At 64.8% G+C, this 20265-nt stretch carries 27 protein-coding genes; 2 read left to right on the top strand and 25 right to left on the bottom strand.

Annotated features, from left to right (window positions below; all coding sequences use genetic code 11):
- Positions 1-34: 34 nt before the first annotated feature.
- From G1C94_RS07135 to G1C94_RS07040, 20 genes are all read right to left on the bottom strand, one after another.
- Positions 35-286: a hypothetical protein gene (locus tag G1C94_RS07135; RefSeq protein ID WP_172146842.1), complete on the bottom strand. Its 252-nt coding sequence runs from the start codon at positions 284-286 to the stop codon at positions 35-37.
- 33 nt (positions 287-319) lie between these two features.
- Positions 320-808 (bottom strand): hypothetical protein, encoded by a 489-nt coding sequence (locus G1C94_RS07130; protein ID WP_172146911.1) that lies wholly within the window; start codon positions 806-808, stop codon positions 320-322.
- A 9-nt stretch (positions 809-817) separates the two neighbouring features.
- Complete coding sequence (locus G1C94_RS07125) at positions 818-1171, bottom strand: hypothetical protein (protein WP_172146908.1); 354 nt, start codon at positions 1169-1171, stop codon at positions 818-820.
- Entirely contained in the window at positions 1171-2781 is a 1611-nt protein-coding gene (locus tag G1C94_RS07120; RefSeq protein ID WP_172146906.1) for a collagen-like protein, read from the bottom strand. Before G1C94_RS07120 ends, G1C94_RS07125 begins: the two co-directional genes overlap by 1 nt.
- A gap of 3 nt (positions 2782-2784) precedes the next feature.
- Entirely contained in the window at positions 2785-3930 is a 1146-nt protein-coding gene (locus G1C94_RS07115) for a hypothetical protein (RefSeq protein WP_172146904.1), read from the bottom strand.
- A 4-nt stretch (positions 3931-3934) separates the two neighbouring features.
- Complete coding sequence (locus tag G1C94_RS07110) at positions 3935-4711, bottom strand: hypothetical protein (protein ID WP_172146902.1); 777 nt, start codon at positions 4709-4711, stop codon at positions 3935-3937.
- A complete protein-coding gene (locus G1C94_RS07105; RefSeq protein WP_172146900.1) occupies positions 4711-8415 on the bottom strand; it encodes a phage tail protein in 3705 nt (1234 codons plus the stop codon). Before G1C94_RS07105 ends, G1C94_RS07110 begins: the two co-directional genes overlap by 1 nt.
- 15 nt (positions 8416-8430) lie before the next feature.
- Positions 8431-8577: a hypothetical protein gene (locus tag G1C94_RS07100; RefSeq protein ID WP_172146898.1), complete on the bottom strand. Its 147-nt coding sequence runs from the start codon at positions 8575-8577 to the stop codon at positions 8431-8433.
- A gap of 146 nt (positions 8578-8723) precedes the next feature.
- Positions 8724-9158: a hypothetical protein gene (locus G1C94_RS07095; RefSeq protein ID WP_172146896.1), complete on the bottom strand. Its 435-nt coding sequence runs from the start codon at positions 9156-9158 to the stop codon at positions 8724-8726.
- Positions 9159-9253: 95 nt separating this feature from the next.
- Positions 9254-9898, bottom strand: a complete 645-nt coding sequence (locus G1C94_RS07090) for a hypothetical protein (RefSeq protein WP_253902373.1) — start codon at positions 9896-9898, stop codon at positions 9254-9256.
- Between the two features lie 73 nt (positions 9899-9971).
- Positions 9972-10382 carry a hypothetical protein gene (locus tag G1C94_RS07085; protein WP_172146894.1) on the bottom strand — a complete coding sequence of 137 codons (411 nt, stop codon included), beginning with the start codon at positions 10380-10382 and terminating at the stop codon, positions 9972-9974.
- The gene (locus G1C94_RS07080) at positions 10379-10657 is read right to left on the bottom strand and encodes an HK97 gp10 family phage protein (RefSeq protein ID WP_172146892.1); all 279 of its coding nucleotides are present in this window, start codon (positions 10655-10657) and stop codon (positions 10379-10381) included. Before G1C94_RS07080 ends, G1C94_RS07085 begins: the two co-directional genes overlap by 4 nt.
- A gap of 2 nt (positions 10658-10659) precedes the next feature.
- Positions 10660-11052 carry a hypothetical protein gene (locus G1C94_RS07075; RefSeq protein ID WP_172146890.1) on the bottom strand — a complete coding sequence of 131 codons (393 nt, stop codon included), beginning with the start codon at positions 11050-11052 and terminating at the stop codon, positions 10660-10662.
- Entirely contained in the window at positions 11049-11585 is a 537-nt protein-coding gene (locus G1C94_RS07070; protein ID WP_172146888.1) for a hypothetical protein, read from the bottom strand. Before G1C94_RS07070 ends, G1C94_RS07075 begins: the two co-directional genes overlap by 4 nt.
- Before the next feature lie 24 nt (positions 11586-11609).
- A complete protein-coding gene (locus G1C94_RS07065; RefSeq protein ID WP_172146886.1) occupies positions 11610-12857 on the bottom strand; it encodes a phage major capsid protein in 1248 nt (415 codons plus the stop codon).
- Positions 12854-13672, bottom strand: a complete 819-nt coding sequence (locus G1C94_RS07060) for an HK97 family phage prohead protease (protein ID WP_172146884.1) — start codon at positions 13670-13672, stop codon at positions 12854-12856. Before G1C94_RS07060 ends, G1C94_RS07065 begins: the two co-directional genes overlap by 4 nt.
- Positions 13653-15146 (bottom strand): phage portal protein, encoded by a 1494-nt coding sequence (locus G1C94_RS07055; RefSeq protein ID WP_172146882.1) that lies wholly within the window; start codon positions 15144-15146, stop codon positions 13653-13655. The genes G1C94_RS07060 and G1C94_RS07055 overlap by 20 nt, the downstream gene beginning before the upstream one ends.
- A gap of 23 nt (positions 15147-15169) precedes the next feature.
- A complete protein-coding gene (locus tag G1C94_RS07050; RefSeq protein WP_253902372.1) occupies positions 15170-16783 on the bottom strand; it encodes a terminase in 1614 nt (537 codons plus the stop codon).
- Positions 16784-16797: 14 nt separating this feature from the next.
- Positions 16798-17124 (bottom strand): terminase small subunit, encoded by a 327-nt coding sequence (locus G1C94_RS07045; protein ID WP_172146880.1) that lies wholly within the window; start codon positions 17122-17124, stop codon positions 16798-16800.
- 129 nt (positions 17125-17253) lie between these two features.
- Entirely contained in the window at positions 17254-17583 is a 330-nt protein-coding gene (locus tag G1C94_RS07040; protein WP_172146878.1) for a hypothetical protein, read from the bottom strand.
- Positions 17584-17853: 270 nt separating this feature from the next.
- Between G1C94_RS07040 and G1C94_RS07035 the strand changes: the two genes are divergently transcribed.
- Both G1C94_RS07035 and G1C94_RS07030 read left to right on the top strand, forming a co-directional pair.
- Positions 17854-18021 carry a hypothetical protein gene (locus G1C94_RS07035; protein ID WP_172146876.1) on the top strand — a complete coding sequence of 56 codons (168 nt, stop codon included), beginning with the start codon at positions 17854-17856 and terminating at the stop codon, positions 18019-18021.
- Positions 18011-18214: a helix-turn-helix transcriptional regulator gene (locus G1C94_RS07030; protein WP_172146873.1), complete on the top strand. Its 204-nt coding sequence runs from the start codon at positions 18011-18013 to the stop codon at positions 18212-18214. The genes G1C94_RS07035 and G1C94_RS07030 overlap by 11 nt, the downstream gene beginning before the upstream one ends.
- A gap of 184 nt (positions 18215-18398) precedes the next feature.
- Here the strand turns inward: G1C94_RS07030 and G1C94_RS07025 are convergent, their stop codons facing one another.
- From G1C94_RS07025 to G1C94_RS07005, 5 genes are all read right to left on the bottom strand, one after another.
- Positions 18399-19160 carry a hypothetical protein gene (locus G1C94_RS07025; protein ID WP_172146870.1) on the bottom strand — a complete coding sequence of 254 codons (762 nt, stop codon included), beginning with the start codon at positions 19158-19160 and terminating at the stop codon, positions 18399-18401.
- Positions 19108-19296: a hypothetical protein gene (locus G1C94_RS07020; RefSeq protein WP_172146854.1), complete on the bottom strand. Its 189-nt coding sequence runs from the start codon at positions 19294-19296 to the stop codon at positions 19108-19110. Before G1C94_RS07020 ends, G1C94_RS07025 begins: the two co-directional genes overlap by 53 nt.
- The gene (locus G1C94_RS07015) at positions 19293-19925 is read right to left on the bottom strand and encodes a 3'-5' exonuclease family protein (protein WP_172146851.1); all 633 of its coding nucleotides are present in this window, start codon (positions 19923-19925) and stop codon (positions 19293-19295) included. The genes G1C94_RS07020 and G1C94_RS07015 overlap by 4 nt, the downstream gene beginning before the upstream one ends.
- The gene (locus G1C94_RS07010; RefSeq protein WP_172146848.1) at positions 19922-20068 is read right to left on the bottom strand and encodes a hypothetical protein; all 147 of its coding nucleotides are present in this window, start codon (positions 20066-20068) and stop codon (positions 19922-19924) included. Before G1C94_RS07010 ends, G1C94_RS07015 begins: the two co-directional genes overlap by 4 nt.
- Positions 20065-20265: hypothetical protein (locus G1C94_RS07005; protein WP_172146845.1), on the bottom strand; the 201-nt coding region annotated here is incomplete at its 5' end. The genes G1C94_RS07005 and G1C94_RS07010, both read right to left, overlap by 4 nt.

Genomic DNA, 20265 nt, shown 5'->3' with positions numbered 1-20265 from the left:
CGACCGGCTGATCGATGATGGTTCTCATACTCCCTCACTTTCCGTCGTCGTAGTATTCGCCCTGGAAATTGCCGTCGGTATCGATGACGATGAGGCGGCAGGGCGTGGTGATCTGGTTGCCGTTGATGTCCGTGGTCGCGTCCTTCGACTGGATGACGAAGGTGGGCAGGTCCTGGTAAAGCGTCGAGATGCCCGTCTCGATGCGGTTGAGTTCGGCGGCGGTGATCGGCGTGCCGCCGCTGCTGCCGTCCTTCCATGCGGTCGGCGTGTATGACCTCGAGGCCATGATTCCTCCTTATTTATTGTCGGTTTGGTTGTGTCATGCGTTGTTGATGAGCGTGCTTGCGAGGGCGAAGTCCGTCCACTGCCCGGTCTCGCCGCCGGCGTCCCACCGTCGGATCGCGGTGATGACGTGCGAGCCGGTGGCCTCCGACCCTTCGCGTTCCGGCCACGTGTCCGCCGCCGCGAACGTCGCGTCGCTTGGCCAGAGCGGGTTTCTCGCCTTGGACGCCTCGACGAGCCAGACGTGCCCGTTGCGTTTGACGGCCGGCTCCTCGGCTCCGATGCTGACGCCCGCGCCCGCGTTGACCCAGCTGGTGGCCTCCCTGGCGGCCTGCTGCGCTTCCTTGACGAGCGCGGTCGCCTCGAGCACGTCGGCGCTGGTCCTGGCCGTGGCCGCGTCCCTGATGTCGGCCGTCTCGTCGCGGATGCGCTCGGCCTCGTCGCGGAACGTTTCGGTCTGCGCGCGGTTGAGCACGAGGTCGTCCGGCATGCCGGACGTGTGCTTGTCGAAAATCTGGTCGACCATGCCTCCTCCTTACTGATCCAATGTCCAATGCCCCCAGCCGAGCAGCTCGCGCCGCCCGCCGGGGCCGGTCGCGTCGATCCTCCAGTCGCCGACCGGGCGCGCGCTCCACGCGTCCGCCTCGAACGCCGACGCGGGGATTTCCGCGACGGCGTACCCGTCGCTCGTGGTCGAGCACGACCGGCTGTACACGCTCGTCCCGTCCGGCACCGTCATCGAGAAGACCGCCGTCCAATCCCTCAGATCGACCGGCTGGAATCCCTCGCCGTCGCGCTTGTCCTGCACCCACCGGCAGCCGACCCGCTCGTCGGCACCCCGGTGCAGCAGCACGTCGCCACGCCCGACGTCCCTTGCCCAAGTGACCATCACTCCTCCTTTCCATAAATCGCGAAAACGGAAAGCGTCAGCCGCGCCGTCGAATCACTGGCGAGCGCCTTGACGGTTTTGCCCGTGGGAATCGTCGCCGCCGTGCTGGCCGCGAGCGCGCACGGCCCCTCCCAGGTGCCCGGCCAGACCGCCGCCGTGGGGTAGAGCGCCAATGGGGCGGTCGGGCAGGCCGGGATGGTGGCGGTCGTGGTGTTGTTCGCGAGGATGGTGGCGGTGAAGGCCCGTGTGCCCGTCGCGGTGACGTTGACGAGGCAGTCGCAGGCGGCGTATCCGGTTTTGGCGGGGATGGTGAGCGTGGCGCTGCCGAGGCCGGTGGCGGTCAGGACGGCGGTGTCGACGCTTTCGCCCTTGTCGCCCTTGTCGCCTTTGAGACCTTGGGGGCCTTGGGGGCCTTGGGGACCTTGGTCTCCCTGCGGCCCGGCGTCTCCCTTGTCTCCCTTGTCGCCCTTGTCTCCCTTGTCGCCCTTGTCTCCCTTGTCGCCCTTGTCTCCCTTGTCGCCTTTGGGGCCTTGCTCCCCGGCGTCGCCTTTTTCGCCCTGGGCTCCCTGTGGCCCGGCGTCGCCTGTGTCGCCCTTGTCGCCTGTGTCTCCCTTGTCGCCTTTGAGGCCGGAGAACTCGAAGGCGAAGACCTTGGCGGTGTCGGGGCCGGTGGCGGTGACGCTGACCGAGGGGGCGACGCCGACGGGTTGCACCATTTGCGCCGTGGGCACGCCGAAGCCCGCCGCAACGCCGTTTTGGCCGTCCTTGCCGTCCTTGCCGTCCTGCCCGTTCTGGCCGTCCTGTCCGGCGCGCCCGGGGTCGCCCTTTTCGCCTTTGTCCCCTTGGTCGCCTTTGGGGCCTTTGATGGTGCCGACGTCCAGCCACGCGCCGGCTGATGCGTCCCACACGACCAGGTCGCCGCCGACGAGCCAGCCGTCGCCGGGCTGCCCGGTCGGATGATCCGCCTGCAAGTCGGCGAGGCTGTCGTAGGAGCCGTGGATGCTGATGGACGCGCCGTCCTTGCCGTCCGCGCCCCTGTCGCCCTTCGGGCCGACCAGCGAGGCCAGCCTCTGCGAGACCGTGGCCTGCGTGTCGGTGACGGTCTCGACCCGGCGCAACGCGCCGTCGGCGGTGATGATCAGGTCGTCCGCGCGGGGCTTGACCGGCGTGACCGCCTCGATGGGGACATTGCCGTCACCGTCCGGCGTCGCCGCCGCGTAGACGACGCTGTTGTCCTCGTCGAGCTCGGCCAGGCGGCGTTGGATGTCCGTGATGCTGGCGGACTGCCCGTCCACCGTGCCGGACAGGGCGGCCACGTCGGCTTCCACATCCGTCAGCCTGCCCTCGCCGGTGGCCACGCGGTCGGTCAGCGTGTTGGTCGCCTGGATCGCGTCGATGGCGGTGCTTTCGGCCAGGGTCGCCAGCTGTTTGGCCTCGGACGCGTTGTTCTCGGCCTGCGTGATGCGTGCGTCGAAGCCGCCGACCTTGGCCGTGGTCTGATAGGTCTGCGTCTTGCCCGGGGTGTTGGCTTCGCTGGTGCGGCGGGCGCGGCGCGACAGCTCGCGGCGGATGACGTTGGTGTCGTCGAGCGTGCCGGGACGGTATGCCATATGTCAGCTCCTCACTCTGGTTTGCAGGTCAAGCCATTCGGACCCCGCGCTGCCGGACACATCCGTGACCTTCAGTCGCAGCACGCTCGTCCCGGACAGGCGTTGCAGCAGATGCGCCGCCAGCCCGGACGGCGCGTCCCGCCCGCCCGCCGGCAAACGCAGATCGATCCAGTCGCCGACGTGCACGTCGTGCTCGATGCCGCATTTGACGCCGACGGTCAGCTGGGGTTCGTCGCCCGCCCGCACGTCGGCCGCGACATACTGTTGCAAGGTCGCGAGCACGCTGATGGTGCTGTGCGACGTGTTGGCGGACTGCAGCAGCGGCCAGCCCAGCCCCGTGAGCTTGGAGGACCGGCGCATGGCGACCATCAGGTCATCCTCGTCCTTGCCGCCGGTGCCGAAACACTGGCCCGTGATGTCCGACCCGTCCGCGTCGATGCCGGCCAGCCTGACCCTCTGGCCGGGCAGCGAGGCGTTCCACCGCCACTTGGTGTCGACGATCTCGCTGTCCACGTTGAGACGGAACCGCATCCGGTTGCCGTCAAGGCGCGGGTCGAAGCGGATTTCGGGGCCGTCCTCGAGGTCGGCGAGGTCGCCGAGCCGGTCCGAAACGGTCGCGAAATCCCAAGAGTTATAGGTACGGCTGTGCGCCGTGCCGCCCTGCACGGCGGGCAGCTCATACGGCGCGGCTCCCCATTTGAGCGATTCGGCGACCAACCCCCGCGCGATGTCGCGGTACGTGCCGGACAAGTTCAGCACCCAGTCGACTGGCGGATTGTCCTCGTCGATCAGCACAATCCCGTCACGCCACTTCGACTCAAGGGCATGATTGACGACAAGCCGTTTCTTCCAAAGCGTCCACCCGCCCCCGATATCGCACGTGATCGACTCGCCCCTCTCGTTGAGCTTCCACTTGACGAGCCAGCCGGCATGCAGGATACGGGCACCGGCCTTGGCAAGCCAGATCGACCCGTACTCACGCAGGACGCGAGCCAAATCGATTCTGCGCAACGCGTCCGTGTCCGGCAGCGTCACTGACATCGACCCGGTGTCGCTGATCGAATCCGACCAACTCAAACTGGCGTACGGCAAGCCCGTGATATGCGTGCCGCTCACCGGATCGAACACGTGCAGGCTGATCGGCTCCATGCCATCACCTCCATGCGTCACGCACAACCATGCTCGCCACCGCCGTCTCCGGCGTCGTCTCCACCGTGACAACGCTCCTGCCCGGCGGGATACGGAACGCATCATCGGTACCGACGGTACCGGCGCTCGGAACCATAACGGCGAAATCAAGCGAGACACTCCGCGCGCCGCCGTTCCCCGTCCAGGAGACCTCATGCCCGTCGAGCGCGAACGAGAACGCGGTCGGCAAGCCCGTCACCGTCACCGACGGCAGGACCGACGCCGTGCCACGGTTCTCCACGACCAGCCTTCCCCCGGCCTCCGCCCAAGTGACCGGCGACCCGTACTTGAACGGGTCGGCGCACGTGACGATCATCGACCATTCACACGCGCGGTCCGTCTTGCGCGCGACCGGAATCTGCGCCGACACGACACCCGTGACCGAGCGCGTGCCCTGCGCGTCGATGACGGTGACCTTGACCGTCTCCCCCGCGAACGCATTGAGCCGGTCAAGGAACCGCCCCACGGCGGAAGCGCCGACAAGCGACGAAATGGCATACACGCCATGGATCGTGAGCACGCGACTGTCGAACCAGCGCGTGACAGGAAGGAACCCGCCATGATTCGCGGGATTGGATTCGATGTCCGCATCGCGCAGCGCGAGCGAATCGTACCAGCCTTCGATACCGTCCTCGCCAAGAGCGACGGCCTCGCCAACCATGTATAACGGGTCGAGCGTGCCGCCATCCACCAGAACCAAGCGTTGCGCCGCGTCGGCGGCATGTTCGATGATCACCCTCATTACGCGACCGCCTTTCTGAACATCTCGACCGCCAGCGTCGCCGTCGTGCGCGCGTCCGGGTTGGTGATCGTTTGGTTGATGGTGAACTGCCGTGAGCCGGACGCGACGCCGGTGGTGCCGGCGGCTTGCCCGACGGTGGCGGATGTCTGGAAGCCGTTTTGCAGTTGCGCGTTCATGCTTCCGACGGTCCTCTGCACGTCCTTCCACCCGTCTTGCAAGCTGGTGTTGAGGCCTCCCATGATGGCCGCGCCGGCGGGAATCAGCAGACGGCGGTCGTAAGGCAGCGGGCCTTTGTGCTCCTTGATCCAGTCGCCGATGCCGCTGACGAAGTCCATCACGCCCGAGAAAGCGCTCTGCAATCCGCCCAACAGACCGTTGATGATGGCACTGCCCGCACCGACCAGCCAACTTCCGGCACCGCCGAAAAAGCCCGTGATTCTGTCCCTGATGCCGGTCACGACGTCAACGACCCCGTTGACGCCGGCGCTGGCCGCGTTTCGCAGACCATCCCAGATACCACCGAAGAAGCCGCTAATGCCGCTCCAAACACTGTTCCAGATGCCGGAGATGAAGTTGAGTCCGGCTTGGATGCCGTTTTTCAGTCCGTTCCATGCGCCGTTGAAGATGCCGACGAGACCATTCCAGATGCCGGAGAAGAAGCCACTAATCGCACTCCAAACACTGTTCCAGATACCGGAAATGAACTGGAGCCCGGCATTAATCGCGTTCTTCAGCGTCGCCCAGATTCCCGAGAAGAAGCTGACGAGACCATTCCAGACGCTGGAGAAGAAGCTGCTGATCGCGCTCCATGCGACATTCCATAGCGCCGACAGGATGGCGAGGCCCGTATTCAGTTTGTTTTGGAACGCATTCCAAATGTTCGTGAAGAACGATGTGATGCCATTCCAAATCCCCGAGAAGAAGCCGCTGACCGCGCTCCAGACGCTGTTCCAGATACCGGAGATGAACTGGAGGCCGGCATTGACCGCGTTCTGCAGCGTCGCCCAGATTCCATTGAAGAAGCTGGTCAGCGCCGTCCAGATGCCGGAGAAGATCTGCTTGATGCCCTCCCACGCCTGAGACCAGTTGCCGGTGAACACTCCGGTCAGAAAATCGACCACGCCTTGCAGCACTTGGACGACGCCGCCGATGATGCCGACGACCGAGCTGATCGCCGGCATGACGATGGCCAGAACCGTCTGAATGACCGATGCGACGACCTGCGCGACCTGAGTGACGATGCCGATGATGCCTTGAATCAGTGGCGTCAACGCCTGGATGACGTTGACGATGGTGGTGACGACCTGCGCGATGATGGGCGTCATCTGCTGGATCAGCGGGGTCACGATGCCGATGACCGACGTGACCGTCTGCAGGATGGTCTCGATGACCGGCACCAGCGAGCCGACGATGGCGGACACGATCGGCGTGATCGCCGGAATGACCGCCTCGAGGATGGCCACGACTGCCGGCACGACGGCGGTGGCCATCTTGCTGAAAGCATCCATCAACTGTGTCAGCGCCGGTTGCATCGCCGTGAAGGCCGTCTGCAGACTGGCGAGGACGCCTTTGAGCATGTCGCCGAACTGCGAGCGCAGTGACGGCGTGGTGGCGATCAGGCCGGCGAGCGCGGCGATGACGATGCCGATTGGTCCAGTGAGGAATCCGATTTTTCCGCCGACGGCTTGGAAGAGGTTGCCGACGATTGGAAGGTTGCTGAGGATTCCGCCGAGGCCTTGTGCTCCGAGCATGCCGAATGCCGCCGTGACCGGAGCGATGATGTTTCCGAAGCCGCTGAAGACTTTCCCGATGCTGTTGATGGCGTTTTGGAATGGTTGGGGGAGGGTGGACACGAGGGTGTCGAACATTCCGGGGATTGCCTTGACGAGCGCTTGGATGATCTGGCCCACTCGTGGCACGATGTTGGAGGCGGCGGTGACGATGCTGTCGACCAGTTGCTGGGTGACGGTGTCCAGGTCGGCGTCCGACTTGCCGAGTTCGGCGAGCCAGTTGCCCCATGCGGCCTTCATCGAGTTCACGGAGCCTTCGATGGTGGTCGCGGCTTCGCGTGCGGTGGTGCCGGTGATGCCGAGGTTGGTCTGGACGACGTGGATGGCCTGTACGACGTCGGAGAAGCTGGAGATGTCGAACTTTTGGCCGGACAGTTTTTCGGCATCCGACAGGAGCCGTTTCATTTCCTCCTGTGTGCCGCCGTATCCGAGCTTGAGGTTGTCGAGCATCGTGTAGTTCTGCTTGGCGAAGCCCTGATAGGCGTGCTGGATGTCGCCGATGCTGGTGCCCATCTTGTTCGCGTTGTCGGACATGTCGATGACGGCCTGGTTGCCCATTTCGGCGGCTTTCTGGGTGTCGCCGCCAAGCGAGCTCACCAATGAGGCCGCGAAGCTCGTGACCTGGTTCATGTAGTCGTTCGCGCTGATGCCGGCCGTCTTGTAGGCGGCGGCCGCGTACTTCTGCACTTGGCCGGAAGCGTCCTTGAACAGCGTGTCGACGCCGCCGACGGCCTGTTCCCAGACAGCGTAGGCGTCCAGCGCGCTCTTGCCGAGACCGACGAGTTTCGGCCCCAATACGGCCACGCCGGCCGCTGCGGCGCCGACTGCGGCGGTGGCGACCCCCTTGAGTTTCGCGCCGATCGCGGTGGCGGCCGAGCCCAGGGCGCTGCCGATGGACGAGCCGATGCTGCCGAACTGCGAGACGATGCCGGAGACCGCGTTGCGCGCCGAGGCGGGCAGTTTGCCCAGGACCGCGCTGGCGGCGGTCCCGACCGCGCTGAAGTACGGCGCGACCTGCTGGGCGATGGAGCTGAAAGCCTTGCCTATCAGGCCGCCGACGGCCTTGAAGGGCGTGGCGATGGAGGAGACCACCGGCGACATGGCGGCGCCGAGCTTCGACCCCCAGCCGGAGATCGTGGATTGCACGGCCCTGATGGCGCTCTGCATCCCCGTTGACAGTTTCGCGCCGGCCTGCACGGCGAACCCGCTCAGGGAACTGAGCCCGCTCTTGACGAACGAGGCGATCTTGTTGCCCAGCGGCTTCCAGAGCACGTCCACCCCAAGGACGGCGTTGGCAAGCGAGCCCAGGGCGCCGGCAAGACCGGTGAAGGACGATTGGCCGCGCGAGATGTCCGACAGTCCCGCCTTGAAGCTGCTCATTTGCGTGCGGAAGGCGCTGGCGCCCTTCTGCGTGGCGGCGCTCAGTTCGGTCTCGAGGGAGTTGAGGCGTTGCTTCGCGGCGCTCAGGTTCTCGGTTGCGGTTTTGAGTGCGGCGCTGGCCTGCTGCTGCTTCAATTGGGCCTGTTGCACGCGGATGGAGGCCGCCTGGGCCTGTGTGCTGTCGGCGCCGTATTTCGCCACGGCGGTGGCGAGCTTTTCCTGCGCCTGCTGTACGCCGACCGTCGCGCCCTTGTATTTCAGGAGCGCGGCGGTGTTCGCCTGGCTGGCCTTGGCGACGTCGGATTTGAAGCTTTTCAGCGCGGCGCTGTCCAGGGAGCCGGCGGCGCTGTTGAAACCGGTCTTGAAACCGGTGCCGAAGCTCTTGCCCTGCTTGGAGCCGTTGAAGCTCTTGCTGAAGGTGTTCGACGCATCCGAGGCCGCGTCCTTGACTTCCTTGTTGACCGAGCTGCGGAAGCCCTTCATCACGGGGAAGATCGAAACGTGGCCGGAGCCGACTTCGGAACCGAAGGCCATGCTGTCCCTCCTTGTTTAGCTGAACATCGAGCTCATGTGGCTTTCCGCCGCACGGCGTTCGTCTTCCGTGAGCGGCGCGACGACGGTATCGTCGCCGCCAAGCTTGCCGAGCAGTGAAGTGAGGCCGTTCTGCGCGCATTGCACGATGTCGTCCGCCGTCATCGGGAATGCGAGGTCGAGCTGGTCGGCTCCCGTGTAGGTGTGCGGATCGGTGGCGAAGCACTCGTAGAGCGCGATCGCATCGCCGTAGCGCAGGCGGCGGCCGAGGTCGCGTTGCAGGCTCCAGCCGCACCGGGCGAAGTCGGCCCTTATTCGGTTGCCGCCGGGCTGGCGGATGAGGTGGATGAATCCGGCGATTTTCCCAAATCGTCAACGCCTTGCGCCTTGGTGATGAGGGTGCCGTATTCGGCGAGGATGTTGATGGTGACCTGCACCGGTTCGCTGGCGAGCTGGCTGGCGTATTCCTCGCCGGCGAATTCACGCAGGATCCGTTTGAGGGACTGCGCCGATTCGGCATCATCCTGCGCCGAGCTGAGTTGCTCGAAGTCGTTGATCGAAATGGTGAGCGGCAGCTTGTACAGGTGTCCGCGCGGCGCCATGAACCACACGCAGTCGTTCTTGATGATGTGGCGCACCTTCAGGGTGTCGGCGATGGCGGCGAGCGCGGCGCGGTCGTCCTGTTCGGTCCACTGCTCGAACTCTTCGGGGGTCGGGGTTTCTTCCCGGATGGTTTTTTCGGTCATGTCTTTCTCCTATTCGATTGCCTATTCGGTGTCTGGTTGTTGGGGTGGGTTCCCGCGCGCGTCGAATAGGCAAGTCGCGCGCGGGAAGCTGACTGTCAGCCCTTGCTGTTGGACGTGGCGGTGGAGGTTTGGGTCTTGGCGGCGGTGGAGGCGGCGCTCGGATCGTAGTAGGCCTGCAGGTAGCGGCTTTGCCCGCCGTCGACGGCGGCGTCCTTCTGCCAGGTGGCGGTCAGCGCGAAGCCCGCGACGTCGCCGCGCTTCTCCTGATCGGGGTCGTTGCCGGTGATCTGGATGACGCCGAGACGGCGGCGGACGATGCCGGACTTGTAGGCGGTCTCCTGGTAAGCGAACCATTTGGTGTCCTGCAGGGTGTCGGCCACGTGGTACACGCCGTCGGTGTCCGGTTTGCCGAGCACCATTTCGCGCACGATTTCGTTGTCCTCGGCTGCGGTGAAGGCGAGCGTCAGCGTCGGTTCGCCGTTGATGGCGTATCCGGGCTGGTGGAACTCGGTCGCGTCGTCGCCGTCGCGCGCGTCCTGCGGGGCGCCGTCCTCGGTGATGAGGCCGATGAACGAACCCTGGGCGAAGATGTCGGCCAGCGTGGAGGCCGGGTCGGCGACCTTTTTGCTGATCAGGTCGGCGGTCAGGCTCTTGGTCTCGTCATACGGCGCGACCTTGATTTTGGATGTGGCGACGACTTTGACGGAACTCAGGTCGTTGCCGGAAGTGTCTGCGGTCATGTTTTTTCTCCTTTGAGGTGAGAAGACCCGCGGGCGGGATGCCTGCGGGCCGGTTGTGGTTGTGGGATTGTGGTCAGGCGAAGTCGCCAATCGCGCAATATTCGACCGTCAGGTAGTATCGCGCGTAGCTCATGTCCCCGGTGGTCGGATAGGGGCCGTTGCAGCCGTCGCCGATGATGGCGGCGATCGGCGAGCCGTCGGCGGTGATGATGTCGGGGTCGGCGGTCAGCAGGCCGTAGACCCTGCGCGCCAGGTCGGCGCAGGGTTTCGGGTTGCTGACGCTCCAACCGCAGACCGTCACGCCGATGCTCCGGTCGAACATCACGCGGTCCGATTGGGCGCCGCCGTCGTCCCTGACGACGATCAGCGGCCGGGAGCCGAGATAATCGTCGGGTTCGCGGTTGCCGACCGTCACGTCCGGCAGCCGGCCGCGCAGGTAGTCGCAGAGCCAAAGCTCCATGTCCGGTGGGATGACCGTGCTCATACCTTCGCCGCCTTCAGCGCGCGGGCGAGATTGCCCGTCTTGGATTCGATGAGCATGGTCTTGCGGTCATGGCCGACGACCATGTAGGTCGTGCGGTGTTCGCGGGCGACCTCCTCGACCTTCAGGCCGTCCCGGTAGTCGCCGGTGTCCACGGGAGCCGAGGCCTTGGCCTGCGCGAGCGCTTTTTCGGCGGCCGCTTTGGTCAGGGCTTTCACCCCGGCGGACTGGAGGACCCCATCGAAGAATCGTTCGTTGAATTCGACGCGGACTGCCATGGTCACCCCCTGTGTTCGGCGAGCGGGATTTCGGTGGTCGGCTGCCAGGCGGTGAAGGCGTTCCGGTCGCGTGCCGGAAAGCCGGTGACCTCCCAGAGGCGCCCGTCGTCGGGGTTCGCGCGGATGCGGTCTCCCGGCTGGACGTCCACCGTCGGGTCGGGCACGGTCAGGTAGGCCGTGCTGGACGTTTCGGAGCGCAGGTCGGATGGCGTGCGCGTGCTGGACGACGACGCCAGCGTCCCCCTGATGTCGAGGACGTCCGGGTCGGACCAGTCGAGGCCCGTGTCCCCGCCGGAGTAGACGTCATGCACGCGCTTCGCCCGAAGCCGCTGCCACATGGCGGCTCCGCCCATGTCGAAACCGCCGGCGTTGAGATAGTCGCTGGCGCTGGTCATGGCTTCGCCCCCCATGAAAGCCGGTAGGGGGCGAGCGCCTGGCGTTCCGACGCGAACAGGGCGACGTTGGGCACGCCGCCATCGGCGCTGGAACGGTAGGTGACGCTGCTGCCGTTGGTGCTTTGGCTGGCGACGGTGCCGGGCGCGCTCATGACGCGGGCGGCGATGTCCAGCATGATCATCTGGACATCGGGCACCTCGTCGAGCTCCCAGCCGTCGGTCAGGGTCACCTCGATGCCGCCGGGCAGGTCGGGGAATCTGACGCCGCCGGTCAGCACCATGCTGCCGGCCGTGCTCCACCGCAGGTCGCGCACATGCTCCACGCCGTCCAGCAGCAGGCTGTCGATGGCGGTGACGTGCTTGGACGGCAGCAGCAGCGTGGTGCCGCCGGTGCCGTCCAGGCGGATCGTGTGCGTGACGGATGGCGCGACGTGCCAGCCGCATTCGCGGCGGATCGCCGCTTGCGCCGCCTTGAATCGGAACTCGGCGCCGACGTCGAATGTTTCCGGCGAGGGGATCAGGTCATCGGCCATGCCGTCCTCCAGTCACTCGATGCGTCACTTCGCGCTGCTGGCGCTGCTCTTTCCGAGCTCGACCTTGACGAACGCCTTCGGATACTTGACCTGCAGCATGAGGCGTTCCTTCAGGCGGATCGCCACCTTGTCGCTGGTGAAGTAGTCGGCGTGCGAATTGGTGGAGGCGATTTCGAGGCCGCCCTTGCGGAAGACCTTGCCGCCTGCGGTGAAGGCGCCGACCAGGGCGGTGCCCTGCGCGATGGCCTCGGTGACCACGGTGCGCAGGCCCCACAGCGGCGGATCCTGCATGACGCCGCCGTTGCCGTACTGTCCGGCGAAATACCCGCCGCCGAAATACTGGCCGTTGCTGTCCTTGGACAGGCGAATGGTCTCGTAGTCGGCGGGATTGATGACGATGCCGTCGGGCTGGAAGCCGGTGGCCTCGCTGATCATCTTGCGGGTCTTGAACAGACGGTCGGGGTCGGAATCGGTGTCCTTGGCGAGGGTCTGGATTTCGCGGGTCAGCAGGCCCTTGACGTTGTTGTCGGAACCGTCGCCGGACAGCAGCTGGGATTCCTCGAGCAGCTGGATGTTGTAGGTCGCGTAGTCGTTGATCTCGGACACGAGCCAGGCCATGTCCTCGAGCATGTTGTCGGACACGGCGAACCATGCGGCGACCTCCTTGAGGTCGTCGGTCACCCACGTCGGGTCGGGGAAGTGCACCTGCGGCTTCGCGCCGGCCTCGCCGACGGTGCCCGGCTTGCCTTCCAGCTCGCCGAAGACCGGATATTTCACTGCCGTGGTCGCGCCGGACAGGGCGCCCTGCGCGAACAGGTCTGCGATGACGAGCGGGCGATGATACGGGAACACCGCATTATCGGTCTGCGTCAGGTACGGCGCGAGCGCGCCGGAGGAATTGCCTTCGGCCTGCACGTCGGTGTTCGCCTTGAACTCGACCGCGAAACCGGCCTTGAGGCGGGCGCCGCCGGCCTTGCGGTAGGACTTGACGAAGTAGTCGCCGGCGGTGCGGGCCTTGACCGGTTCCTTGCCGTCGTCGCCGGTGTCGTTGCCGGTGGGCTGCGTCTCGGCGGTGCCGAGGTCGCCGATCTTGCGGATGAGGTCGGCGGTGTCGTTGGCCTTGGCGATCTGCTCGTCGAGGGCCTGCACTTCGTCCAGCAGCGTCTTGACGTTGGCCGCGTCGTCGTCGGACAGGGTGAGGCCGTCCTTCATCCGCGTCTGGTATGCCTTGAGCTTTGCGATTGCGGAAGCTCGCTTTTCGTTGAGATTCATTGGTGAATCCTTTCCTCGCCCAAGAGGGCGATGTCGATTGCAAGCGCCAATGCTTCAGATTCCGCTTTCTTGTTCGGCTCCTCGGACTTGGCCTCGGTCGGCTCCTCGTCCTTGGCTTCGCTTGGCGCGGATGCCGTGGCATCGTTGCTTTGGTTGTTTTTCTTGTCGTCCGTCCGGGGCGCCGCCTCGGACAGGAAATCCTTGATGCGCTTCGACTGGGTTTCCAGTTCGGAGGCGATGTCGCGCAACGTTTCGGTGTTCTTGGCCGAGAGCACGCGGCCGTCCTTCATGCCGTCGCACAGCGCGTCGGTCGCCGATTTGACGGCTACGACGCTGGTGTCCTGATTCGCGCCGACCGGGACGAACGATGCCTCGTAGACGCTGAGTTTGCGCAGCTCGTTCGCCTTGGTGCCGTCGTCCAGGGTGACCGTCCCCTCGTCCTCCACGTCGAATGCGAAGGACAGTTGGGACAGCCGGTGCTCCTTGACGAGCCGGTAGACCTGCGCGGCTTTCGGCGAGTCCATGTCGAAGCGCCCCTTGATCCACCAGCCGTGATCGTCCTCGCCCATGTCGAGGACGCCGCCGACATTGTAGTCCGGGTCGTCCATGCGATGGCCGTACATGACCGGGAGGGTGTTGCCGCTTTCCTTCCACGCCTTGATGGAATCAAGGAAGGCGCCGGGGGCCACGACGTCGCCGCAGCAGTCGGGCTCGCGCGTGAAGGTCGAGGGATAGGCGAGGAACTCGCCGTCCGCCAGCGCGTCCGTGTCTTCGGTTCCGGTTTTGAAGCGGCAGTCAACTTGTTTGATGTGCATGGTGCGTCTCCTTGAAGCGGTTGCGCATGTCTTTGGTGGTGTTGATGGCGGTCTGGGCCGCGTCGAGTTGGTCGAGGTGCGCGAGCGTGACCAGATCGGACTGGAGTTCGTGTTGCCACTTCACCCAGTTGATGTCGTCGATGGTGTTGCCGGCGCCGAGTTTCGATTTGACGGATTTTTCGAGGCGGTCGGCCCATTTGGCGATGTGTTGTTTCGTTTCGTCGCCCGGCCCGTCGTCCGGCTGGCGGATCGGCTCGCCGCCGTCCTGCGGGCTGGATTGGCCGCCTTTGGTGACGTTCAGGGGGACGACCAGATCGTCGCCGCCTTCGACGCGCGGCAGGTTGTTGAGCGCGCGGGCCTCGTTCGGTTTCATCCAGGGCGCGCCGACGCTGGTGGACAGCAGGCTTGCCATTTCCTCGAAGTCGCCGCTCATCTTCGACATCACGTCGAACTCGACGTAGTTGAGTGGGTCCGTGCCGATCATCGGCGCGAGGAAGAGGTTGATCCTGTCCTCGATCATGCGGATGGTCGGCCCCAGGGTCTCGCTGTAGAGCATCTTGCGGAACTCTTTGGTGTTCGAGAAGTTCGCGTTGTCGAGGATGCCGACCATGACAGGCGAGACGTGGTAGACGCTGGCGACCGTCTGCAGGCTGAGCTTGGTGACCTCGCTGAATTCCTCCTCGCGCGCGTTGAAGCCGAGCCTTTGCAGTTGCATGCCGTCTTCGAGCAGCGGGGTCGCTCCGGCCTGTGAGCCTTTGTCGGTGAATTCCTTCCAGCCGCGTCGGAAGCGTTCGCGGTCGTCGTCCGTCCAGGCGGGCGCGTCCTTCGGGCGGGTCAGGACGGTGCCGACGCGGCCGCCGCGCTGCCAGATCTGCGTGCGGTAGGTCCATGCCTGGATCTGCTCGTTGATGATGTCCTTGAGCGCCATGACCGGGGTGACGCCGCTTGTCGGGTCGGTCGGGTTCCAGCCGTGGAACACGAGCATCTCGCCGGCCGGCACGTCATACCATTGCTCGCCGTAGCCGGAGTAGACGCGGTAATAGTCCGGCTGGAACACGGTGCCGTCGCGTTTGGCGGTGACCCAGCTTGGGGGAATCGGGCGGATCATCCACCCCGACGGCGTGGTGGCATCGGGGCCGACCAGCCAGTAGGCGGTGTCGTAGAGCGCGAGGTCGGAGACGAGCTGGCGGACGAGCTCATAGCCGGTCATGTCCGCGTTCGGCCTTTTCAGCAGCGTGATGAGCGGATCGTCGGTCACGCGCCGGCGGTCGGTGTCGGAGACGCGGCGGAACTCCTTGAGGCTGACCTGCGCGACGTTATCGGCGAGAAAGCTGATGACGGTGCGCAGGTGCGGCTGGGTCTTGTACAGTTCGCTCTCGGTCTGGCCTTGGATGAGCGCCATCGATTCGGACAAGTCGAAAGTGATGTGCACGTTCGGGCGGAAGACGTTTTTAAGTCGGCTCCAGATGGACATCCGTCACCTCCTGTCGTCAGATGTCAAAGGATCATCAGCCCGTGCTCCGCATAGGCGGAGGCGGTCTGTTTGGGTTGCGTCGATTCGGTGGTTTCGAGCGCGTAGAGGGCTTCGCTTTGCGCGATGAGGCCGCTGATTTGCAGTGCGCTGTTCTGCCTGTCCCAGACCTGCACTTCCCCGAGCCGTCGCGAGACGGCGACGGACACCTGCTGGTCGATGGCGGGCTGGGGCAGGTGCTTGAGCTTGCGTTCCTTGATGCGGTCGAGGAAACGTCCGCAGCAGGCGCCGAGCTTGAAGCCCTCGATGCAGTGGACCGTCCAGCCTTCCGCCGCCAGCAGGTCCACGAAATCGACGGCCGGGCAGCCTTTCGACTGGACGGCGACCTCGGTGATCGACGGCCAGCTGTCGCGCAGGCGGCGCAGATAGGCCGGCACCCACAGCATTCCGTCGCGCCGCGCGATGAGCTCGACGTGCGGCAATCCGTCGGCGCGATGCCCGGCGGCGGCGACGTAGGTCGTGGTGCGGTCGGCGCTGGTGTCGACCGCCAGCACCACCCGGCCTTCGACCGGGATCGCCGACTCCTTGTCCTCGCCGGCCTTCCAGATTTTCGGGTCGATGTAGGGGATGATGTCGGCGGTGACCCACTGGCACAGCACCTCGGTGCGGTAGGCCGCTTCGGTCATGCCGTCGATGTCCGATTTGATGCTTTGCAAGGTCATCGGCCCGTAGCCCACGCTTGGATTGGATTGGCGGATGGCCTCGTCGTCGTCAAGCTCGCACTTGTCCTCGGCGGACCATTCGAAATATCCGAAGCTTGCGTCCTTTTCGCCGTTCGCGAACCGTTGGGCCGCGTCGACGCCACGGGCGACGTAGGCGTTCCAATCCTCCACGAGCCGACGGCCTTTGTCGACCTGCTTTTTCAGGACGACGGAGCGGTGGTCGCCGGCGTTGGAAATGCCCCAGAGCTGGCTGGACCAGACCGCCTTGGTGATCTGGCTCACGGAGTTCCACCCGTCCTCGGTGTGCTGTTCGCGCAGCTCGTCGAAAATCGCGCGGGCGGCTGATTTCGACCTGATGTTGTTGGCGGCGCGCACGACATATTTCGCCTTGCTCCGGCAGATGATGCCCTCCTCGCCGTTGACGTTGCTGATGCGCTGCACGAAGGGCTGCAGGTCGGCGCAGGCCAGCTCGCTTTCCTCCTCCGTCGCCGGCGCGGGGTTGCACCAGGTCTTCACCGTCTCATAGGGGCCTTTGGCGTTGTCCAGGGTCTGCGCCGCGCCGACCACGAGGAATTTGACGGGCGGCACCTTGTCCGGATGCTTGGAAGAATCAATGAACAGCCACCAGGCGGCCAGCACGCCCATGACGGTCGTCTTGCCGTTCTGGCGGGCGACCAGCACGATGATGCGGCGGAACCGGTAGGAGCCGTCCTCCAGCAATTCGAGCGCATGGATGAGCAGCCAGCACTGCCAGGGATAGAGATGGACGTGCAGGATCAATTCGGCGAAGGCGATGACGGCGAATCCGTTCGATGTGGTCTTGTCGAGCTTGCGAAGTGGCGGCGTGTAGATTCTCGGCTTGGTGACGCCATGCGCCTTGTCCCGGACTTCCCCGTACACGGCGTAATCCTCGGACATGCCCCACCTCGCTTTCAGCCAAATTTCCTCATGTAGTCCTCGAGCGCCGTCACCTTGCCCGATGCCGACGGCGCCGAGACGCGCGTCTCGGGTTTCCTGGCTTCCTGCGCCGTGAAGCCGAGCGATTGGCAGTATTTGAGGAACGTCGGGACCGTCACGTTGTCGAATTTGCCGTTATCGTCCACGAAGTCGGTCGCGGCCAGCTGGTCGATGCGTTTGGCCAGGACGCGGGCGGCGGCGACGGTGGCGGCATTGACGGCCTTCAGGCCCTTGGCGTTCCGCAACGACCGCTCCAACGCGGCGCAGACGGTTTCCTCGGGAAACTTCGCCCTTTCAGCCATGACACCTCCTCAGGGATCGGCACCCATATTCCGCGCGCGCGACCCCCCATCCAGGAATCCATCGGGGAGAGGAAGACGGGCCACGCGGGAGGTCTCCCGCCCGGCCGGCGTTTTGCGATTCGACCGCCCCTACCCCTCCGATTGGCCGCCAAGGGCCGGGTCGACCCATTGGCGCGAGAGCAGGCCGATCGGCGTCGCGGGGTCGCGGTTGCCCCTCAGCCGGTTGCATGAGGTGTGCGACGGCCTGAAGCCGGCCGGGTCGAACTGCAGGTCGGGACGCTTGCTCACGGGATACAGGTGGTCGAGATTGAAGCTGTCGTCGGCGGTGTTCTTCTCGGCCGCGTAATCAATCGGCATCCCGCACAGCCAGCACGGCGCATGCTCACGGCAGCACTTGGCAAAGAACGCGCGCTTGTCCCTCTCGAAGGCGCGGCTCGTCTTCCTCGTGCGGTTCGCCATCTGCCCCCTCTTTCGGCGTGTCGCCTTGCATATCTTTATTAATTCCGCTAATATTGTTTATATCAACAAGAAAGGAGGTGAAAGTGAAATGGACCGACATAGCCGAAGCCATCAGCTCCATCGCCAACACGGCGATAGCGCTGGCGGCACTCGTTATCTCACTGAGGCGGAAGCCGAAACGCAACAAGAAGCGTAAAAGGTAACGAAGCGGGGTTCCGAATATCGGAACTATCCGGAACCCCCGGCTTTTCAGTCTATTGCACCAAAACCATGAAGACAAGCACACTATTCGCGGTCTGCGGCATCGTCTGCGGCATCTCCTCGCTCACCCTCGGTCTCGCCGACAAGCCGCTGTGGGCGGGGCTGTTCGGACTGTCCGCCGGCATCTGGAGCCTCGCCACACTCGCAATATCAAGGAGTGGTGGCGATGACGACTGAATATCTCGGCGTCAAGCAAGTCGCCGAACGACTCGGCATCAGCACGGCCGCAGCCAGCACGTACCGGCTCCCCCCACCAGACGTGGCCATCGGCCGCACGCGCGGATGGCTGCCCGAGACCATCGACGAATGGAACGCCAAGCGTCCCGGTCGCGGCGTCGGCGGAGGCCGGCCACGCAAGAACAGGCAGTGACAGCGAAGCCCAGCGCCGTTTAGACGCTGGGCTTGCTCGTTGCCCATCGGGTTGCGCACTGCCGAGCAGGAGGCGTGACGGGCTTATGCGAAAGCCCCGCAGGATTGCACCGCGGGGCTTCATTCTGCGCTTTGACATACGTCAAGCAAATCTACAAAAAATATAGGGTCAAGAACCGTGCATGTCAAGCGTCGACACGCCCCATCTTGCTCGCTGTGTCTTTCAGCTCGCTGGCAATCCAACGCCAAGTCCTGCCATCGGCACATTTCATGGGGTGCAGTTTGCCTCTCCTGATCCAGTTCTTCAGGTCGTTGGCCGTGACCTCCACGCCGGTCTGTTCCGTCGCCCATTTCGCGGCGAGGGCTCTGGTGGCCGGGAACGTCCTCGACATCAGCTCCGATTCGCGTTGCTCGTGGATCCGCTTGAGGTCGAGCGCCGCGCCGCAGTTCGGGCATTCCCCCCAAGCCGCGCCGCGCGGGAACGCCAGCCCGGCACGGCAGGCGGGGCAGTCGGCGTTCTCGGTGCCGACGGCCTTGGGCGTGAGCATCCACCCGATGCGCGTCTGCAACTCCATGAGGTCGCGGTAATCGCCGGCGCACGCCGGAACGCTCAGGATGGTGTTGCGGTTGGCAAGCGCCTTGTCCCATAGCCATCGCCATTGCCTGAGCGGAATCAGCGCGTAGCGCATGTCGATGCGTGCGGCGAGGTGGCGGATCCAGTCGCATGCGTCGTCACGCAATTGCATGGCAGTCCAGTTGATCGGGCTGGGCGCATGCCCCCGATTGGGCGACGGCTGGGGTGCACCGATTCGTGCCTGCTTGGTCGCCACCGCGTCAAGCGCGAGAATCTCGCGGCGCAGACCCGCAATCCGCCGCAGGTAATCCCTCGCGCATTCAGAACAGAGCCAGCTGCCCGGCTTCACCCGCCGTCCGCACGTCGGACACATCGCCTTCTCCTTTCATCGTCGCTGAAATCAAATCCGACACCGCCTCATACGGCACCCCGGCAATGGCGGCGATGTCATGCCAGTCCATCCCGTCCTTCCACAGACGAAGAATCCTCTCCGCCGCGCGCTTCCTCATTCGCAACCACCAGCCGGCGAGCTCCGGAGCGTTTTCGTGGTGTTTGCGGTGGTGTCCGGGGCGCCCGGGGTGTCCTTGTCGAACATTTGTTCGATTCGCTGCCAGTATTCGGCGAGGTCGCGTGCCAGGCAGTCTTCCACTCTGTGGTAAGTGGCGTGTGATTCGTAGGGGTCGAGGCCGATGGCGGTGTCAAGCAGGCGTAGGGTCGTCAGGTCGAGTTTGCGGTGGCTGAGCTTGTCAAGCGTGGTGTGCAGGCCGAGGTGCGCGGCAAGCCAGCGCAGGTCGAAGTCGACGTTGGTGCCGGCTGGGTGCAGGACGGCGTTGCGTGACCACTTGTCGAGCGTCTCCCTGATTTCCTTCGACACGGCGAGGCCGTTGCATGCTTCGAGCGCGCACACCTCCTTGATCAGATTGTTCTCCCAATGCATCCCGATGGCCGTGATGGTGGCGGCGTTGATCCTGATGCTGTGTTGATCCTTGACCAGCCAATACCGAGGGTTCTCCAGCAGCTTCCCCCGCATGTCCGTCAACACCATGCCGACCTCCAACAGGTCACCGTCATCCGGGTCAATCGCCGTGGTCTCCACATCAATCCACAGCAGCCGTTCCTCTTTCTTGTCACAACTCATTCCGATTCCTCCCCGTCATCGTCCCGACAAACCATTCCCGACAGGCCGCCCAAAATAGCTTTCAGCATCACGGCCTCCGCATCGTCCTCGGCCTCGACATGCAAATCACGGCATTCTCCGTCGCGCTCGACCCTCACCTTCATTGCTCCACCGCCTTTCTCGCCGCGTTGAGGATTCCTTTCGCGAGTTTCCTGAGCTGGGGTTCGGGCACCCTCGACACAGCCGGAGTGCCGAAGAAATTGGCCGCCGAATCCTTCACGTACTGGACCGCCGCCTCGATCTCCGTTTCGGTGACGGGTGCCATGCGCCCGTTCTGGTATGCCCATTGCACGTCCCTGCT

The organism is Bifidobacterium panos, from assembly GCF_012932445.1.
Taxonomy (GTDB): Bacteria; Actinomycetota; Actinomycetes; order Actinomycetales; family Bifidobacteriaceae; genus Bifidobacterium; species Bifidobacterium panos.
This window is presented reverse-complemented; position numbering and strand designations above follow the sequence as displayed.

Excerpts from the sequence above, each read along its gene's own strand:
- G1C94_RS07080 (WP_172146892.1), bottom strand. The coding sequence starts at position 10,657 with ATGGCAGTCCGCGTCGAATTCAACGAACGATTCTTCGATGGGGTCCTC.
- G1C94_RS07085 (WP_172146894.1), bottom strand. The coding sequence starts at position 10,382 with ATGAGCACGGTCATCCCACCGGACATGGAGCTTTGGCTCTGCGACTAC.
- G1C94_RS07010 (WP_172146848.1), bottom strand. The coding sequence starts at position 20,068 with ATGAAGGTGAGGGTCGAGCGCGACGGAGAATGCCGTGATTTGCATGTC.
- G1C94_RS07060 (WP_172146884.1), bottom strand. The coding sequence starts at position 13,672 with ATGCACATCAAACAAGTTGACTGCCGCTTCAAAACCGGAACCGAAGAC.
- G1C94_RS07110 (WP_172146902.1), bottom strand. The coding sequence starts at position 4,711 with ATGAGGGTGATCATCGAACATGCCGCCGACGCGGCGCAACGCTTGGTT.
- G1C94_RS07075 (WP_172146890.1), bottom strand. The coding sequence starts at position 11,052 with ATGACCAGCGCCAGCGACTATCTCAACGCCGGCGGTTTCGACATGGGC.
- G1C94_RS07020 (WP_172146854.1), bottom strand. The coding sequence starts at position 19,296 with ATGAGGAAGCGCGCGGCGGAGAGGATTCTTCGTCTGTGGAAGGACGGG.
- G1C94_RS07095 (WP_172146896.1), bottom strand. The coding sequence starts at position 9,158 with ATGACCGAAAAAACCATCCGGGAAGAAACCCCGACCCCCGAAGAGTTC.
- G1C94_RS07105 (WP_172146900.1), bottom strand. The coding sequence starts at position 8,415 with ATGGCCTTCGGTTCCGAAGTCGGCTCCGGCCACGTTTCGATCTTCCCC.
- G1C94_RS07040 (WP_172146878.1), bottom strand. The coding sequence starts at position 17,583 with ATGGCGAACCGCACGAGGAAGACGAGCCGCGCCTTCGAGAGGGACAAG.
- G1C94_RS07090 (WP_253902373.1), bottom strand. The coding sequence starts at position 9,898 with ATGACCGCAGACACTTCCGGCAACGACCTGAGTTCCGTCAAAGTCGTC.
- G1C94_RS07070 (WP_172146888.1), bottom strand. The coding sequence starts at position 11,585 with ATGGCCGATGACCTGATCCCCTCGCCGGAAACATTCGACGTCGGCGCC.
- G1C94_RS07120 (WP_172146906.1), bottom strand. The coding sequence starts at position 2,781 with ATGGCATACCGTCCCGGCACGCTCGACGACACCAACGTCATCCGCCGC.
- G1C94_RS07015 (WP_172146851.1), bottom strand. The coding sequence starts at position 19,925 with ATGAGTTGTGACAAGAAAGAGGAACGGCTGCTGTGGATTGATGTGGAG.
- G1C94_RS07045 (WP_172146880.1), bottom strand. The coding sequence starts at position 17,124 with ATGGCTGAAAGGGCGAAGTTTCCCGAGGAAACCGTCTGCGCCGCGTTG.
- G1C94_RS07130 (WP_172146911.1), bottom strand. The coding sequence starts at position 808 with ATGGTCGACCAGATTTTCGACAAGCACACGTCCGGCATGCCGGACGAC.
- G1C94_RS07035 (WP_172146876.1), top strand. The coding sequence starts at position 17,854 with ATGAAGACAAGCACACTATTCGCGGTCTGCGGCATCGTCTGCGGCATC.
- G1C94_RS07115 (WP_172146904.1), bottom strand. The coding sequence starts at position 3,930 with ATGGAGCCGATCAGCCTGCACGTGTTCGATCCGGTGAGCGGCACGCAT.
- G1C94_RS07025 (WP_172146870.1), bottom strand. The coding sequence starts at position 19,160 with ATGTGTCCGACGTGCGGACGGCGGGTGAAGCCGGGCAGCTGGCTCTGT.
- G1C94_RS07125 (WP_172146908.1), bottom strand. The coding sequence starts at position 1,171 with ATGGTCACTTGGGCAAGGGACGTCGGGCGTGGCGACGTGCTGCTGCAC.
- G1C94_RS07065 (WP_172146886.1), bottom strand. The coding sequence starts at position 12,857 with ATGAATCTCAACGAAAAGCGAGCTTCCGCAATCGCAAAGCTCAAGGCA.
- G1C94_RS07055 (WP_172146882.1), bottom strand. The coding sequence starts at position 15,146 with ATGTCCATCTGGAGCCGACTTAAAAACGTCTTCCGCCCGAACGTGCAC.
- G1C94_RS07135 (WP_172146842.1), bottom strand. The coding sequence starts at position 286 with ATGGCCTCGAGGTCATACACGCCGACCGCATGGAAGGACGGCAGCAGC.
- G1C94_RS07100 (WP_172146898.1), bottom strand. The coding sequence starts at position 8,577 with ATGACGGCGGACGACATCGTGCAATGCGCGCAGAACGGCCTCACTTCA.
- G1C94_RS07050 (WP_253902372.1), bottom strand. The coding sequence starts at position 16,783 with ATGTCCGAGGATTACGCCGTGTACGGGGAAGTCCGGGACAAGGCGCAT.
- G1C94_RS07030 (WP_172146873.1), top strand. The coding sequence starts at position 18,011 with ATGACGACTGAATATCTCGGCGTCAAGCAAGTCGCCGAACGACTCGGC.